Here is a 16,014-nt window from a genome sequence, read left to right as displayed (position 1 = left end):
GGAGTCACCACTAATGAGTCAATGGACAACGGTCTGTCATATCGATGATATTTTACCTCATTCTGGGGTTTGTGCATTGGTGGCCGATCACCATATTGCGATATTTAGACCCACTGAGGATAAACAGTTATTTGCCATTAGTAATATTGACCCATTCGCAGCAGCCAGTGTGTTATCGCGTGGCTTGATTGCCGAACACGAAGGGCAATTCTGGGTGGCAAGCCCACTAAAAAAACAGCGTTTTCGATTAACTGATGGCTATTGTTTAGACGATGCACAGTTTAGCGTACGGGCATACTCCGTGCAACTCGTTAACGATCAAGTACAAATTAGCATTAGATGAGTCTTGGTGTATTAATTTCTAGCTAAAATAAAAATCAATATGTTATCTATCCGTGATCGCTTTTATGAATCCATCATGATAAGAGCATAAAGTAGCGGATAGCTAATTTAGCCTTGTAACCCGTAAGTCCGTAAGTATGATCGTGACTAAAGTAAGTATGATTGTGACTAAAAATAGTTTTGGCGTAACGCCAACTTATCGATATCGATCGGTAGTGATATTTTAATTAATTGTCGATTATTGATGACCATATCAACAGGATATTTTTGTGGATTATTTACCTATTTTTTGCCAATTGCGTGGCAAAGCTTGCCTAATTGTGGGTGGCGGTGATGTCGCCGAACGTAAAACGCGTTTACTTATGCAAGCTGGCGCTTCTATTACCGTCAGTGCCAAATCATTTACCCAACCTTTTTATGACTGGCAACAGCAACAAATAACCTTAATCGAAGGTGAATTTTCAGCGCAATTATTAACCAATAAATGGTTGGTTATTGCTGCTACCGATGATCCTGTGTTAAATCAAACAATTAGCCAATTATGTGAACAGCAGCAACTGTTTTGCAATGTGGTTGACTCGCCTAAACAAGCGAGTTTTATTATGCCATCGATTATCGACCGCTCTCCTTTGATGGTCGCGGTATCGTCAGGTGGTCGTTCACCGGTATTAGCACGCTTACTACGTGAAAAATTAGAAGCACTATTGCCTCAGCATTTGGGCAAATTGGCTGAATATGCGGGATATTTACGTCGCCGAGTTAAACACTATTATCAAACGATTAATGAACGTCGCCGTTTTTGGGAAAAATTATTGGTGCATGATAGATTAGCGCAGGCCTTAGCCAACCACCAATCCCAGCAAGTTGAACAAATTACACAAGCACTATTTGACGCACCATTGGATGATCGCGGTGAGGTGATTTTGGTTGGTGCAGGTCCTGGCGATCCTGGTTTACTGACGTTAAAAGGATTACAACAAATTCAATTGGCGGATGTCATCGTCTATGATCGTTTAGTCTCACAGCCGATATTGGATCTGGTTCGCCGTGATGCCGAACTGATTTTTGTTGGTAAACAAGCTGGTTTTCATTGCGTACCACAGGCACAAATTAATCAAACGTTACTTGAACAAGCAAAGCGCGGTAAACGCGTGGTAAGATTAAAGGGGGGCGATCCCTTTATTTTTGGTCGAGGTGGCGAGGAGCTAGAAACCTTATTTCAGGCAAACATTCCTTTTACGGTGGTGCCTGGTATTACTGCCGCTTCAGGGTGTGCTGCTTATAGCGGTATACCTTTGACACATCGTGATTATGCGCAGAGTGTGCGATTAATTACTGGCCATGTTCAAAAAGGAAGTGACTTAGATTGGCAAAATTTAGCGGCAGAACGACAAACGTTAGTATTTTATATGGGACTCTCTCAAGCCCAACATATTGCCGATAATTTAATAAAAAACGGCATGGCTGCCACAACCGCTATTGCGATTGTCGAACAAGGCACCTTAGCTAAACAGAAAGTGATTACCGGACAGTTACACCAATTAGCCAATTTGGCCAACTACGCACATAGTCCAAGTTTAATTATCATCGGTGATGTGGTTAAGTTACGCACTCAATTACGTTGGTTTGCCGATAATGACGTTGCCATCCACTAATCAAGCTTCCTGAGAGGGTGATGGAGCATCTTATGCCATAAGCCATTTATACTTAGCATAAAATCAATAGGATTAAATTTTATTATCTTGATTTTATGCTAAATCATTGGGTTAAATTAACCTATTAACGTGAATTTAAATACCAGACAGCAATTTCCATTCTTGATTTAAAATTCAATTTTTTGAGAATATTTTTTACGTGGACTTTGACCGTGCTATCCACAATATTTAGTTGACGAGCAATTAATTTATTTGATAAACCTTGAACCAATAAATTAAATATTTCTAACTCTCTCGGCGTTAATAAGTTAACATCATGGGATTGTTCCAAAGCGTGTGGCTGACCTCGCATATGATTAAGGATAATTTGTGAAATATTATCATCCATCATAATTTTACCCGCTATAACCTGCTTTAATGATTCGATTAAGTTTTCTGGCTCCATATCTTTAAGCAAATAACCATCCGCACCATTTTTTAACGCAGTAATAATATCTTGCTTGTCATCCGATACGGTAAAAATCAAAATTCGACTTGAGACACCTTGTTCACGTAAATGTAGTAAGATATCTAAGCCGCTCATATCACGTAAATTAATATCGAGTAAGATAATATCCGGTTCTGATTGCTTAGCCAAAGCAATGCCGGTTATCCCATCTCCCGCTTCACCTATAACTTCAAAATCAGCAATAGAGGTAATCAGCTGTTTTACCCCACTACGCAACATTGGATGATCATCAATTAATAAGACTGAGCTGGTTAACTGTTCCATATTTTCTGTTCTTCTTCAGGTAATGTTTGATTCGATGGCGTAATGAGATGTAATTTATCTGCCGCGATTTTATAATTAACGGTAATTTTGGTCCCCCTTCCTAACTCACTACTAATATCAAAATAACCGCGGAGTAATTCGACCCTATCGCGCATGATAATCAATCCATAGTGTTCATTCTTTTTTCCCTTTTCTGAAAAGCCGCGACCATTATCTTGAATGGTTAAAAATAGGTTGCCTTGTTGCTTAACTTCTAAAGAAATCACCACTTGGGAGGCGTTAGCATGTTTATAAATATTATTTAGCGCTTCACGGATCACCTGCAATAAATGGATCGCTTGTGAGCTATCAACTAGTTGTAATGGCAATTGATAATCTAGCTGTATAGTAAACCCCAGTTTTTGATTAAACTCTTTGATCAAGTCATGCAAACTTGCATAAAAGCCTGTACTATTAACGCTTAATCTAAAGGTCGTAATTAACTCACGCAGCTGTGAATAAGCCGTATTTAGTTCGGTACGCATCGTTTTTAGTAACTGCTGACTTTCCTCATTCACGATATCTGATTGCATTTGCAAACAACTAATATGGATTTTTAAACAGGAAAGCGACTGCGCAATCGAATCGTGTAATTCACGCGCCATGGCGGAACGCTCTTTCATTAGCAGATAGGACTTCTGCTGTTCAGCTTTACGTTCAAGTTCAAGGGTGATGGTCATCTGTTCTAATAGCGTGATGACTAACTCCTCTTGTTCTTGTGTCAAAGGCATTTTAGGATTCTGATAAGCAGAAATCACGCCATACTTTTGGGTTTTATTTTGTAAATACCAATAACGCCGATCAGCAGACTGAATATTAAATTTTTCTGCAATAAAACAGATGTCACAATTGCGTTTTAAGCAGTAAGTTTGTGGTTTCTTACGCTCATTGCGATGTTCTTGTTCTGGGTCTTCGGTTTCATATAATCGAATAGAGAAATGCGATAATGGGATTAACGTCTCTAATTTCATTAAAATCATGGAAAACCGTTTACAAACTGGTAGCGTCGTATGCAACAATTTGCTGGCATTATATAAAAACATCACAATCTGATTTTTTTGTTGTAATTCTACGGTTTTTTCGGTCACCCGTTGTTCTAACAACTGATATTGGCACTCAATTTCATCTGACATACGATTAAACGCTGATCCCAATAAATCAAATTCGTCTTTAATATGTCGGTCACGGCTAAAACGGTAGCTAAAATCATGGCGTGTAATCGCTTCAGCCATCGTAATCAGCCGTTGCCATGGTTTGGAAAATGAGTAGCGTAAATAAAAAAATTGAGCAAATAAGAACAGCAAAATGAGAATAATAAAAAAAACTTCAATATAGGAATTAAATAAAATTTTTTGTTCGGTTTTTTGATCAATTGCAGAGATTAACGCATTAATCTCATTGACATAATATTGCACATAAACCAGCACATCAGCAGCCTGTTGAGCTTGTATCATTTTATGACTTACGTCATTATGCCAGCGAGCTTGCAAATAGTAAAAATTGTCTAATAAATGATAATTGGCTAATAATGCTTGCTGTTTATCTGTCAGTGAGATATCAGAAAAAATATCGGTCTCTACCGCATTAAGGGACAAGGGAATATGCGCCAATAGCTGATAACTCTTCATGCGTAATAAACCTAATTGATTTATCATATGAGCACTACCCGTCGTATCATGAATAATGGTGGTTGAAATAGACAGGGATAACAATCCAACAAACCCAAAACAAAACGTCCAGAAAATCAGACGTTGGGCAATTGAAACACGATAAGTCGCATTTTTTTTTATCATCATCGCTTTTATCATAACAACTTATGATCATAAATGATCATTTTTAACATAGAATGATCTATTATACTGACTATTTTGTAAGGAAAACCAATGATTATTTATCGATTTACTATTTATTTCCTTACATTCAATCTCATTGGATTAAGACATGGTTTAAATTATACTAACAACAAAGTCACAGACTGTACATCAATCATTGATTAACAATATTTATATTGCCTTTATTTAAATCCAATTTATACGAATAAATTTAGATCTTTTATGAATGACTGCTTGCAAGTCACTTGATTTTTGCGTAAAATTCGCACCCTATATGATTAATCTATGCAGACACAAAGATCTGCTATATTGCGGAGTTTAGGTATGTACGCAGTTTTCCAAAGTGGTGGTAAACAACACCGAGTTAGCGAAGGTCAAGTCGTTCGCTTGGAAAAACTAGAAGTCGAAACTGGTTCAGAAATCGTATTCGATAAAGTTTTAATGGTAGCAAATGGTGAAGACATCAAAGTTGGTGCTCCGTTTGTTGATGGTGCAACAATCAAAGCAGAAATTGTTGAGCACGGTCGTGGTGATAAAATTAAAATTGTTAAATTCCGTCGCCGTAAACATTACCGTAAACAACAAGGTCACCGTCAGTGGTTCACTGATGTGAAGATCACTGCAATCGCTTAATAGGAGTAACGTACAATGGCTCATAAGAAGGCTGGTGGTTCGTCACGCAATGGTCGTGATTCCCAGAGTAAACGCTTAGGTGTTAAACGTTTTGGCGGTCAACAAATCCTTGCCGGAAATATCTTAGTTCGTCAACGTGGAACTCAGTTCCATGCAGGTGAAAATGTAGGTTGTGGTCGTGACCATACTCTATTTGCCTTAATTGATGGTCAAGTTAAATTCGAAGTGAAAGGACCTAAAAATCGTCGTTATGTTAGTATCGTTGCTAACTAATCACTGATTTTAATAGTAAATCGTAACCCCATGTCTTATGTCGTGGGGTTTTTTACGTTTATAGTACGAAAAAATAGTCACTGTCATAAATGCCCTTAAGTCTTGATCACGATGAATCTATATACCGGGAGCGAATTCAGCACTAAGCAAAAATTCTAGCTTTTATTGCTATTTTTATTTTTCTAGTATCGTGAGATAAAAACAGTAGATATGTAAGATAATTATCAAATAATCAATAAGATAATTGGTCTCAATAACGAATTGATATAGAGTATTACCCGCATTTGGAATCGATTTAATTCATAATCTAGCCAAAAATCATGGAAAAAGACCCAGTATATAAAAAAGTGATGGTCTCAATAACGTAGCCTTTGCCAGATAAGTTAGTTATTGAGTTCGTTGATATTAGATCGTTTTAAGGTAATTGATAGCGAAAAAGATATAAATTCTTGATGAATTTATTTAATAAGCTGGAAATGATAGCTCCCTATTAGCATAATTATGAAGAGGTTATACGGGCATTCGGTATTAGGGTTACCATTTTCAATATTGTTGGCATACTTTAGCATCACCAACTCCAATGATGATTCTAGACCGTATACAGTTGATAAGAGGCGAAGAGACTGGCTGACAACGATATAAGTTTGCAGTTACACGCGACTAATTGTCATCATCCTATCCAACATCGCTTTTTAGATGACTATTTTCTGATATACTGGCTTTAATTTAGCTAAAAAATTTAACCTGATGTCTTTAGCTCTAGTAGATTAAATAGGTACGTTTGCCACTATCGTCAATGCCATGCCTACTATCGACCACCACCTGTGGTCACCTAGAAAAGACACGCTTAACAACCAGAGAGATAAACATAAGCAATGAAATTTGTTGATGAAGCTTCGATTCATGTTGAAGCAGGAGATGGCGGCAACGGCTGTATGAGCTTTCGCCGTGAAAAATATATTCCTAAAGGTGGACCCGATGGCGGTGATGGCGGTGATGGTGGTGATGTCTACTTTATCGCCGATGAAAATTTAAATACGCTTATCGACTTCCGTTTTGAAAAATTATATCGTGCTGAACGCGGACAAAATGGTCAGGGTTCAGATTGTACCGGTAAACGCGGCAAAGACATTACTGTTAAAGTCCCTGTTGGAACGCGCATTACCGATAAATATACGGGTGAAGTGGTCGGTGACTTAACCCAACATGGGCAGAAGATTTTAGTTGCCAAAGGTGGATTCCATGGCTTAGGTAATGTTCGTTTTAAATCTTCAGTAAACCGTGCACCGCGGCAAAAAACTAATGGTACTCCAGGTGAAAAACGCGAACTACTATTAGAACTGATGCTACTTGCCGATGTCGGTATGCTTGGTTTACCAAATGCCGGTAAATCAACCTTTATCCGCGCGGTTTCTGCCGCCAAACCAAAAGTAGCGGATTATCCATTTACCACGTTAGTACCAAGCTTAGGTGTCGTGCGTATGGACAATGAACAGAGTTTTGTTGTCGCTGATATTCCAGGCTTAATTGAAGGCGCCTCAGAAGGTGCTGGACTTGGGCACCGTTTCTTAAAACATTTAGAGCGTTGTCGAGTATTAGTTCATCTGATCGATATTGCCCCTATTGATGAATCGGATCCCGTAGAAAATGCGCGAGTGATTCTACAGGAATTAGCCCAATACAGTGAAAAATTGGCCAACAAACCGCGCTGGTTAGTCTTTAATAAATCAGACGTGTTGGGTCAAGAAGCGTCAGAACAGCGTGCGAAAGAGATTGTCGAGGCCTTAGGTTGGCATGATAAGTACTATGTCATTTCAGCAGCTAACCGCGAAGGTATTAAGCCTCTGTGTTGGGATTTAATGCATTTTATCAATGCCCATCCTCGCGAAGAGGAAGCAGTACAAGACAAACCAGAGAAAGTTGAGTTTATGTGGGATGATTATCATCAACAAACACTTAACCATGCTGAAGTCGATGATGACGATGATGATTTTGATGACTGGGATGAAGCCGATGATGAAGGTATTGAGTTTATTTATAAAAAATAAGCTTAATCAGTGTTAAGAATTATCAGCAAAGCTATATTATTATCGACAAAAATCCGGCTGAATTGGTCGGATTTTTAAATACATTAACGTCGTTGCTGATGATATTATCATTTAGATAACCATCTTTTAGTCTAGATCAAGGACAATATTGGTTAACTCACATTATCCTTATTACGACTAAATGCCAATTACGTTGGTATTGACGTTTATCCGATATAGAGTTAAATATCGATCACTTGCTAACTATGACCATCTTCTCGATATTTAGCGATACAGAGTTAGTTATATCTAGCTTAACTAATATCGCATTATCAACCTTAACATTAATAATGATATTCAATCAGAATAAAGATCATCATGTTAATTATAGTAAGTTCAATTTCTACCATCGAAATTTATGGTTAGCTATTATTAGCGATAATCCTAATCAAAATGGCTTATCAGTGCGTATTTAAGTATGAAAGGGGGTTGATACTAGGATCAGCGGCGCAATTGATGATTGTGTAATACTTCGCTTTTCCTTTTTTGCCTGATTGTTAACCAATAAAAACAATAATAATTATTTTTACTGGTTAACTATGTCACATCAAAACGCGATAATAAATAAGATTTACCACTTATCATCGCTTATAATAAACGTTACGATCTAATAACTATTGATCACAATCATTGACGATAAGTAATCGTACGTGTCATCTCTGAACCATTCTCTTTTTCTGTCAATTTAACCCAATCACCACGTTGATTAAACTCTGCCTCGCCAAATGTGTAAGTTCGAGTTTCAGGTTTAACATAACCATTATCCTGAGTGCCAGAGTCTGCCTTTGATGTCGCTTCTGTTGAGTAAAATTCACTACTACTAAAGCTAACTAACTGCCCCTTATCATTATATTGATAATTGGCATCAGCTTGTGCTTCTAATTCGGTTAACACGGCGCGTTCATCAGTAATTAAACCATTTTGGTTATATTTATAATGGCTATTACACAGAATTTTATTAAAGACATAGATCATATCGGTAAGCGCATTATCCTGATTATAGATGAACGCTTGTTTAAACGTTTTCTCATCAATTTCATAGCTATTATCACTCACTTTCACGTCAATAATTTGCTGGTTATCATTAATAATGTAATCAAAGGTCATAATTTCATCATTGGTTAGATAATTGACTTCCTCATGCCAACCTTTATCGGTATATTTTATTGTGCCAGTTAGATACGGATTATCTTTATTTGAATAAGTATAACTATAGGCTTTTATCATGCCATTTTCATCATAACTTATTGTTTTTACAAAACTATCCTCCCCGTCTTTCTTTCTGATGACTTGTTCAAGAATGGGATTAGTACTATAGATCTCCACCATATGGGTTAAAATTAGGTGGTTATTTTGTTTAATAATAGGTTGATATTGTTTAGTGGTTGCCTGAGTCACTGCCTTAGGTTCAGTGGTTATCTCAGATGTGCTCTTCTTATCCTTATTGTCACAACCAGTAACAAGTAGTGATCCAATCGAAAGAGCAATATAAATATATTTTTTCATTTAACCATCCTTATTTAAGAAACATAGAACAAAGTATCAATATCGTCTCTTATATTAAAACGATAATAAATTAACTTAATGGTATAGCATTTTTCCAGCAAAATAAAACCCCATTTTATATGCCAGCACGTCAATAATAAGATTCACCCTATTTTTTAAATTGTAAAATGATAAAAAATAAAGCTTGCCAATATAAATAATAATCATTATCATTTAAAAATGTCTTATGAAGCACCTTGGTGTTTGACAAAGACATGACATTGCTCACATTGCTTCCAATGTTTTGCCAGTCTGATCGATAGACTGGCTTTTTTATACAACTAAAAAATCACTTTCATATTTAACCAATATTGCGATAACGCGTCGTTGCTTAGCTAGTGAGTAAATCCGATCACATCCTTAAATAAACTCATTTTAGAAAAACCGCCATAATCTTTGCTAAAAAATAAATCACCATGATTACTATTATTAGTATCTTTATTAATTAATAATCTCAAAAAAGGGGATAAATTTTTGTGCTTTTAATAGGAGCATTTACACTCTTTTTTAAACAAAATCAGTTAATGCATAAAGATTCAATAAAACCATAACCTACTCCATATTAAATTTACATTGTATTTATTACTAAGAATAGAAAAAGAAGTTTTAAATCATATGTTACAGGCTGGTATATCATTAGCAACCGCAACTAAATTATCTAAAGGAGCGGGGTTAAAAAAAGGAGCAGCATCTAAATTTGTCTCAGAAAATAAAGCAAAAATTTCAGAAATTACTTGGGAACAACAAATAAATTTATTTGAACTAGTTTATCCAGAATATTTAAATGACACTATAAGGCTTTATAATAAATGGAAAAACACAATTAACAGTAACATTGATTGGGATAATTTACATGTAGCAATGAGAGAAGTACTGGTTGATTTAAGATATCAAGGACGTTTAAAACAGGAAATAATACACATTGTTATACATAATAATAGTGAAAAATTAATTTTCTACATCAGGAATTCGCCAATAATTATGAGCTATGAAAAAGGCAGAAAAAGAATACCTTATTTAGAAAAACATAAAGGGAACTATTAATGATGAAATTAATACAATTTTCGGTTTTGCTGCTAGTTTCATCCTTTTCATTTGCAAATATTTATATTTATCAAGGCATATTTGATAATCAAAAGAATAAATTTGTAAACTTACCATTAGAAGAACCTAATATTATTTTTAACCCAAAAAATCAGACCGCAACGAGTCAAAAAGATTGTGTCGAATATCTAGAGTCAGATATTGGACGTAAAATAACGACAATAAAGAAAGTCTATCATTATCAGAATAAACAATTTATTTACTCACCAACCGAAGATTCATGTTTGATATATTTCGAATATGATCATCAATCTGATTCTAGTTTTAATTGTGATGCAGAAAGTTATTCTAAATGTATATTTGAATAATTAAATATTGCATAAAACAGGATTTAAGAAAGTAGGATAATGAAAATTTAATTTCCTATATCAAAAAGCCTCTCGTAATTATGACCGATAAAAAAGCGCGAAAAGAAGTTAGTTCAATCAAGTTTATTTAAATAATAGCCAAATCCCTTCAATTTAATTAAAAATAACGAACAATAGTACCGTTGAAGCTGAACAACTTGAAATATTTAGATTATCTAAATAAGATAAACCATCCTATAACCTTTACATCTTAACTCATTGATAACAAGCTTAATGTTAATTGTTATAGTGCTTTAGGGGTAAAAATGGCATAACGGGTATGAGGTTACACGATCATAATTTAATATCAGATTTGAAATGGAGAATAATCTTTTGAAAGAAAAGCGCTGTTGCACCCTGAAGCAGTTAAGAACTAAAAAATGTAGTTTAGATTTAGCGATCAGTAACGTTAAGTTTTTGCTTGATAAATTTTAGACGAATAAAAAAATGATAAAGCTATCTTTTTTAAAAAGGGGGGTTGTAATGAAAAAAATTTTAATATTAATTACGTTATTTATAAGTTTTATGGTCTGCGCTAATAACGATAGAACTAGTAGTAATGATATATCCGACGTTTTAACTAATGGTATCGATGCTAGTTACGATACACTAAAAATATTACATCAAATTTTGACTAAAAACAGTATTGATATATTTTACTCAGATTGGGAAAACGTAGTAGAAAAGAAATGTAGCTGGGTCGGCAATCATAGTAACATTGAGTTATATGGTCAAGAAGATCTATTTAGTCGTCCATCATGCATTTTAATAGAGCAAAATTCTTTTATTAATGAATTAATTTTACTGTTACCACATCTAAATATTTCTGTCGATTTAGCGTTACAACAATATAAAACCAATTTATCAGAGCAAAAACAGCATAATATTTATTTGAATTTATTAACAGAAAAATACGCTAATAAATTTTGTCATGCTTTTTATTCTGACAATAAAATTAATGATTGTATAAATCGATTTCTCTCAACACAATATATTCCCGCAGATTATGGCTTTAAGATCGCAACTGATCAATCTTATTTATTTAATACCCCTCATCATCAAGATAAAACAGCCATGTATTTAATTAAGGGACAGGACGTTGACGTCTTAGATTATGAAAATGGATACTATCAAATTAACTATGTCACACAAAAAAATAAAATCGTTCAAAAATGGTTACACTGCTCAGCAATTGCTGCCTGCATGTAGTAGCTAATAGGATAAATTGCCCTATCTTGATTAGTTAACCATTTAAAAGGTATCGATAGCAGGATGATCAGCAAAAAATACCATTTACGGATTAAACGCAAATTATGATAGGGTTGATGATCCCCCGTTATTTGGCTACAAGCATGGTCGTACGCCTATTGCCACTATTAAACATACCACCACGTCGTTTAACGCTTACCGCTAAATGACGCGAATGTTGTAAGGTTTAACAGATAACGAGTCCATCGTTAGTCGATTCAGACACAATACATATATAAAATTACGTTACCTGAAAGCGTCGATTAACTATTTAGAATAACCTTAGCCTTATTTAATAAACATGTTTAATGAGTAAGTCACTCAATTGACCCGTTTACGGATTTCATCACTTATCTTCACTTTTTTATTTTTTTACTGTTTACCAAAATGCTGTTGTATGAAACAATCTAGTCTAAGAAAATTTTTAGCTTTTTTGAGGTAGTCAGTGATTGACAATGATGGCTACCGTCCAAATGTAGGAATCATTATTTGTAATAGGTACGGTCAAGTGCTTTGGGCTCGTCGTTATGGGCAAAATTCTTGGCAATTTCCTCAGGGCGGAATAAAACAAAATGAGACGCCTGAACAGGCTATGTTTCGTGAATTAAATGAAGAAGTAGGATTAACATCAAAACAGGTAAAAATTTTAGCTGCGACCAATGGCTGGTTACGTTATAAATTACCTAAACGTATGGTGCGTTGGGAAAATATGCCCGTGTGTATTGGACAAAAGCAAAAATGGTTCTTATTAGAATTGCTCAGTCCAGAAACGGCAATTAATCTAAATAACAGTGTTGCTCCCGAATTTGACGATTGGCAGTGGGTCAGTTATTGGTACCCTATTCGACAAGTGATTGCTTTTAAACGTGATGTTTATCGTAAAGCAATGAAAGAGTTTGCTCAAGCGGTATTTTCCCTTGAACAGGAACATATGTTAAAAGTAGTATCAGACAAGATGATGAGTCATTTATCATTGACCACTGATTTTACAAAGAACGCAGGTAAAAAAGCCAAAAACAGCAGGAATAAAGCGCGTCGCCATAGTTATCTAAATCGTAAAAGGACGAATAAACGGCGTTAAGGTTTTATTTATCTTTATATTGAGACTTTATATTTTTATATTGAGACTTTATGACACATTATTTATCTTTTCCAAACATTGATCCCATTGCGTTTAGTATTGGACCAATTTCGTTACATTGGTATGGTGCTATGTATCTATTTGGGGTGTTATTTGCTTTATGGCTCGCTAATCGTCGTGCAAAACAACCCAATAGTGGCTGGACAGCGACTCAAGTAGAAAATCTACTCTTTTGGGGATTTATCGGTATTTTTGTTGGCGGACGCTTAGGGTATACCTTCTTTTATAATTACATCAATTTTTTGCATGATCCACTAACGGTATTTCGTGTGTGGGAAGGCGGTATGTCGTTCCATGGTGGTTTGATTGGCGCATTAGTGGTTATTTTTTTATTTGCAAGACATGCCCATAAAACGTTCTTGCAAGTTAGCGACTTTGTCGCTCCACTTATCCCTTTTGGATTAGGGGCGGGGCGCTTAGGTAACTTTATTAATGGTGAACTTTGGGGACGGGTAACCGATGCACCCATTGGTATGCTATTTCCGCATGCGAAAGTGGCTGATTTCGCTTTTGTTCAGCACCATCCGCAATGGTTAAATTTATACTACCAATGTGGTGAGTTATTACCTCGCCACCCTTCTCAGTTGTATGAGTTATTGCTTGAAGGTGTTGTTTTATTTATCATTCTTAATTTATTTGTGCGTAAATCCAGACCTATCGGTAGTGTTTCAGGATTATTTTTACTGTTATACGGCCTATTCCGTTTCATTATTGAATTTTTTAGACAACCCGATGAACAACTTGGTTTATTCGGTGAAATCATCAGTATGGGACAAATTCTTTCACTACCAATGATTATCTTAGGTTTACTCATCCTTATGTGGTCCTATAAACGGACGACACGTTAATATTAAAGGAACGTTAACATGCAACAATATCTGGCTTTAATGCAAAAAATTCTTGATGACGGTGTGGCGAAATCAGATCGCACTGGGGTTGGCACTTTATCCATTTTTGGTCATCAAATGCGCTTTAATTTGCAGCAAGGCTTTCCGCTCGTCACCACAAAAAAATGTCATCTACGTTCTATTATTCATGAATTACTTTGGTTTTTAAAAGGCGAAACCAATATTGCTTATCTACATGACAATAATGTCACTATCTGGGATGAGTGGGCCGATAAAAACGGTGATCTAGGACCCGTTTATGGTAAACAATGGCGTGCTTGGCAAGCAGCGGATGGTAAGCAACGCGATCAAATTAGTGAGGTGATTGAACAAATCAAAACTAATCCCGATTCACGTCGTTTAATCGTATCAGCTTGGAATGTCGGAGAGCTCGAGCAGATGGCTTTGGCGCCATGCCACGCTTTCTTCCAGTTTTATGTGGCGGACGGCAAACTGTCTTGCCAGCTTTATCAGCGTTCATGCGATGTGTTTTTAGGCCTACCTTTTAATATTGCTAGCTACGCTTTGTTAGTACATATGATAGCGCAGCAATGTGATTTGGCGGTAGGCGATTTTGTTTGGACTGGTGGTGATACCCATCTTTATGCCAACCATATGGAACAAACACATTTACAATTGAGTCGTACGCCACGCGCACTCCCTAAGTTAGTGATTAAGCGCAAACCAAATTCGATTTTTGATTACTGTTTTGAAGACTTTGAGATCGAGGACTATGATCCGTATCCTGCCATTAAGGCACCGGTAGCGATTTAAATCGACCCGCGATAGATAATCAACAATAAAAAAACGCATTGTATTTTTCAATACGATGCGTTTTTTATTTTAGCTAATCATGAGTTAGGCTTTAGGAAAAGTAAATAACGATTGCCCATATTCCATTGGCGTTAAATCAAAATAAGCAGCAACCGTCTGCCCAATATCAGCAAAGGTATCACGTTGTTTTAAATCAGTGACCGGTAGCTGTGGACTATACACCAATACCGGAATAAATTCACGGGTATGATCTGAGCCAGCCCACGATGGGTCGCAGCCATGATCTGCTGTTAAAATCAAGATATCTTCTGGTTGCATCATCGAAAGTAATTCTGGCAAGCGACGATCAAATAGCTCAAGCGCTTGTGCATAACCTGCAATATCACGACGATGACCATAATCAGAATCAAAATTCACAAAGTTAGTAAAGACAATGGTATTGTCCTTAGCTTTTTTCACTTCGTTAAGGGTCGCATCAAATAAAGCATCAATACCTGTCGCTTTTACTTTATCAGTGATTCCTACATGGGCATAAATATCCGCAATTTTACCAATAGAAACAACCGTACCTTGCTTCTCTTCTACCAATTTTTGTAACACAGTAGCTGACGGTGGCTCAACGGCATAATCATGGCGATTACCTGTACGCTCAAATGAGCCTGGTTTATCACCAATAAATGGACGAGCAATAACGCGCCCAATATTATAGTCGCCGTCATTGAGCTCTTGTCTGACTAATTCACATAATGCGTACAAGCGGTCTAAACCAAATGTTTGTTCATGTGCGGCAATCTGAAACACCGAATCCGCCGAGGTATAAAAAATTGGTTTACCACTATGCATATGCTCTACGCCTAGCTCATCTAACACCACTGTACCTGATGAGTGGCAATTACCTAAATACCCCGATAAGCCAGCTTTGCGAACAATGTTATCTAAGAGTGGTTGCGGAAAACTATTTTGCTTATCACTAAAGTAGCCCCAATCAAATAAAACCGGTACTCCAGCAATTTCCCAATGACCTGATGGGGTATCTTTACCGGATGAAATTTCTGCCGCATAACCATAAGAGCCGATCAATTTTGCATCGGCGTTTAAACCAATGGGGAAGGATCCACTTGCCGCATACGCTGCTTTCGCTAAACCTAAAGCACTTAAATTAGGTAACGTCAACGGCCACGGTGAACCATCGGCCTTTTTACGGTGTGTAGCGCACCAATCAGCAATATGGCCTAATGTATTGGCGCCAGTATCGCCAAATTTATCAGCATCTGGTGCAGCACCAATACCAAAGGAATCCAACACCAACATAAATACGCGTTTCATTTATTCACA

Annotated in this window: 15 protein-coding genes; 11 read left to right on the top strand and 4 right to left on the bottom strand. The window is 36.3% G+C overall.

Annotated features, from left to right (window positions below):
* Positions 1-13: 13 nt before the first annotated feature.
* Both nirD and cysG read left to right on the top strand, forming a co-directional pair.
* Positions 14-343 carry a nitrite reductase small subunit NirD gene (gene nirD, locus O970_RS04125; RefSeq protein WP_036562594.1) on the top strand — a complete coding sequence of 110 codons (330 nt, stop codon included), beginning with the start codon at positions 14-16 and terminating at the stop codon, positions 341-343.
* Positions 344-611: 268 nt separating this feature from the next.
* Positions 612-1,997 carry a siroheme synthase CysG gene (gene cysG / locus O970_RS04120; protein ID WP_024495895.1) on the top strand — a complete coding sequence of 462 codons (1,386 nt, stop codon included), beginning with the start codon at positions 612-614 and terminating at the stop codon, positions 1,995-1,997.
* Between the two features lie 124 nt (positions 1,998-2,121).
* Here the strand turns inward: cysG and narL are convergent, their stop codons facing one another.
* Together narL and narX are read right to left on the bottom strand one after the other, a co-directional pair.
* Positions 2,122-2,769, bottom strand: coding sequence for a two-component system response regulator NarL (gene narL / locus O970_RS04115; RefSeq protein ID WP_024495894.1), 648 nt, complete (start codon positions 2,767-2,769; stop codon positions 2,122-2,124).
* A complete protein-coding gene (gene narX, locus O970_RS04110) occupies positions 2,757-4,601 on the bottom strand; it encodes a nitrate/nitrite two-component system sensor histidine kinase NarX (protein ID WP_238610589.1) in 1,845 nt (614 codons plus the stop codon). Before narX ends, narL begins: the two co-directional genes overlap by 13 nt.
* 363 nt (positions 4,602-4,964) lie before the next feature.
* Between narX and rplU the strand changes: the two genes are divergently transcribed.
* The 3 genes from rplU to cgtA all read left to right on the top strand — a co-directional run bounded on the left by rplU (position 4,965) and on the right by cgtA (position 7,594).
* Positions 4,965-5,273: a 50S ribosomal protein L21 gene (gene rplU / locus O970_RS04105; RefSeq protein ID WP_024495892.1), complete on the top strand. Its 309-nt coding sequence runs from the start codon at positions 4,965-4,967 to the stop codon at positions 5,271-5,273.
* A gap of 15 nt (positions 5,274-5,288) precedes the next feature.
* Complete coding sequence (gene rpmA, locus O970_RS04100) at positions 5,289-5,546, top strand: 50S ribosomal protein L27 (RefSeq protein ID WP_024495891.1); 258 nt, start codon at positions 5,289-5,291, stop codon at positions 5,544-5,546.
* An 875-nt stretch (positions 5,547-6,421) separates the two neighbouring features.
* On the top strand, positions 6,422-7,594 hold the full coding sequence (gene cgtA, locus O970_RS04095; protein WP_024495890.1) for an Obg family GTPase CgtA: 1,173 nt from the start codon (positions 6,422-6,424) through the stop codon (positions 7,592-7,594).
* Positions 7,595-8,260: 666 nt separating this feature from the next.
* On the opposite strand, the gene O970_RS04090 is transcribed toward cgtA, so the two are convergent.
* Complete coding sequence (locus O970_RS04090; protein WP_024495888.1) at positions 8,261-9,139, bottom strand: hypothetical protein; 879 nt, start codon at positions 9,137-9,139, stop codon at positions 8,261-8,263.
* Positions 9,140-9,793: 654 nt separating this feature from the next.
* On the opposite strand from O970_RS04090, the gene O970_RS04085 reads away from it, so the two are divergent.
* The 6 genes from O970_RS04085 (at position 9,794) to thyA (ending at position 14,679) form a co-directional block, all read left to right on the top strand.
* Positions 9,794-10,222, top strand: a complete 429-nt coding sequence (locus O970_RS04085; protein WP_051318595.1) for a lysozyme family protein — start codon at positions 9,794-9,796, stop codon at positions 10,220-10,222.
* 2 nt (positions 10,223-10,224) lie between these two features.
* Positions 10,225-10,590 carry a hypothetical protein gene (locus O970_RS04080; protein WP_133459313.1) on the top strand — a complete coding sequence of 122 codons (366 nt, stop codon included), beginning with the start codon at positions 10,225-10,227 and terminating at the stop codon, positions 10,588-10,590.
* Between the two features lie 522 nt (positions 10,591-11,112).
* Complete coding sequence (locus O970_RS04075) at positions 11,113-11,838, top strand: hypothetical protein (protein WP_024495885.1); 726 nt, start codon at positions 11,113-11,115, stop codon at positions 11,836-11,838.
* Between the two features lie 484 nt (positions 11,839-12,322).
* Positions 12,323-12,958 carry an RNA pyrophosphohydrolase gene (gene rppH, locus O970_RS04070; protein ID WP_024495884.1) on the top strand — a complete coding sequence of 212 codons (636 nt, stop codon included), beginning with the start codon at positions 12,323-12,325 and terminating at the stop codon, positions 12,956-12,958.
* Positions 12,959-13,008: 50 nt separating this feature from the next.
* The gene (gene lgt / locus O970_RS04065; RefSeq protein WP_024495883.1) at positions 13,009-13,866 is read left to right on the top strand and encodes a prolipoprotein diacylglyceryl transferase; all 858 of its coding nucleotides are present in this window, start codon (positions 13,009-13,011) and stop codon (positions 13,864-13,866) included.
* Positions 13,867-13,884: 18 nt separating this feature from the next.
* The gene (gene thyA, locus O970_RS04060) at positions 13,885-14,679 is read left to right on the top strand and encodes a thymidylate synthase (protein ID WP_024495882.1); all 795 of its coding nucleotides are present in this window, start codon (positions 13,885-13,887) and stop codon (positions 14,677-14,679) included.
* An 84-nt stretch (positions 14,680-14,763) separates the two neighbouring features.
* Here the strand turns inward: thyA and O970_RS04055 are convergent, their stop codons facing one another.
* Positions 14,764-16,005, bottom strand: a complete 1,242-nt coding sequence (locus tag O970_RS04055) for a phosphopentomutase (RefSeq protein ID WP_024495881.1) — start codon at positions 16,003-16,005, stop codon at positions 14,764-14,766.
* Between the last annotated feature and the right edge of the window lie 9 nt (positions 16,006-16,014).

It is taken from the genome of Candidatus Schmidhempelia bombi str. Bimp (assembly GCF_000471645.3).
GTDB classification, from domain to species: Bacteria; Pseudomonadota; Gammaproteobacteria; order Enterobacterales; family Orbaceae; genus Utexia; species Utexia bombi.
Note: the sequence above shows the minus strand (reverse complement) of the source record. Positions and strands in the feature narration are given on the sequence as shown.

Bases quoted from the DNA above. Each gene is read 5' to 3' on its own strand.
- thyA (WP_024495882.1), top strand. From the start codon at position 13,885: ATGCAACAATATCTGGCTTTAATGCAAAAAATTCTTGATGACGGTGTG.
- O970_RS04090 (WP_024495888.1), bottom strand. From the start codon at position 9,139: ATGAAAAAATATATTTATATTGCTCTTTCGATTGGATCACTACTTGTT.
- lgt (WP_024495883.1), top strand. From the start codon at position 13,009: ATGACACATTATTTATCTTTTCCAAACATTGATCCCATTGCGTTTAGT.
- narL (WP_024495894.1), bottom strand. From the start codon at position 2,769: ATGGAACAGTTAACCAGCTCAGTCTTATTAATTGATGATCATCCAATG.
- O970_RS04055 (WP_024495881.1), bottom strand. From the start codon at position 16,005: ATGAAACGCGTATTTATGTTGGTGTTGGATTCCTTTGGTATTGGTGCT.
- cgtA (WP_024495890.1), top strand. From the start codon at position 6,422: ATGAAATTTGTTGATGAAGCTTCGATTCATGTTGAAGCAGGAGATGGC.
- nirD (WP_036562594.1), top strand. From the start codon at position 14: ATGAGTCAATGGACAACGGTCTGTCATATCGATGATATTTTACCTCAT.
- O970_RS04075 (WP_024495885.1), top strand. From the start codon at position 11,113: ATGAAAAAAATTTTAATATTAATTACGTTATTTATAAGTTTTATGGTC.
- rplU (WP_024495892.1), top strand. From the start codon at position 4,965: ATGTACGCAGTTTTCCAAAGTGGTGGTAAACAACACCGAGTTAGCGAA.
- O970_RS04080 (WP_133459313.1), top strand. From the start codon at position 10,225: ATGAAATTAATACAATTTTCGGTTTTGCTGCTAGTTTCATCCTTTTCA.
- narX (WP_238610589.1), bottom strand. From the start codon at position 4,601: ATGATAAAAAAAAATGCGACTTATCGTGTTTCAATTGCCCAACGTCTG.
- rpmA (WP_024495891.1), top strand. From the start codon at position 5,289: ATGGCTCATAAGAAGGCTGGTGGTTCGTCACGCAATGGTCGTGATTCC.
- O970_RS04085 (WP_051318595.1), top strand. From the start codon at position 9,794: ATGTTACAGGCTGGTATATCATTAGCAACCGCAACTAAATTATCTAAA.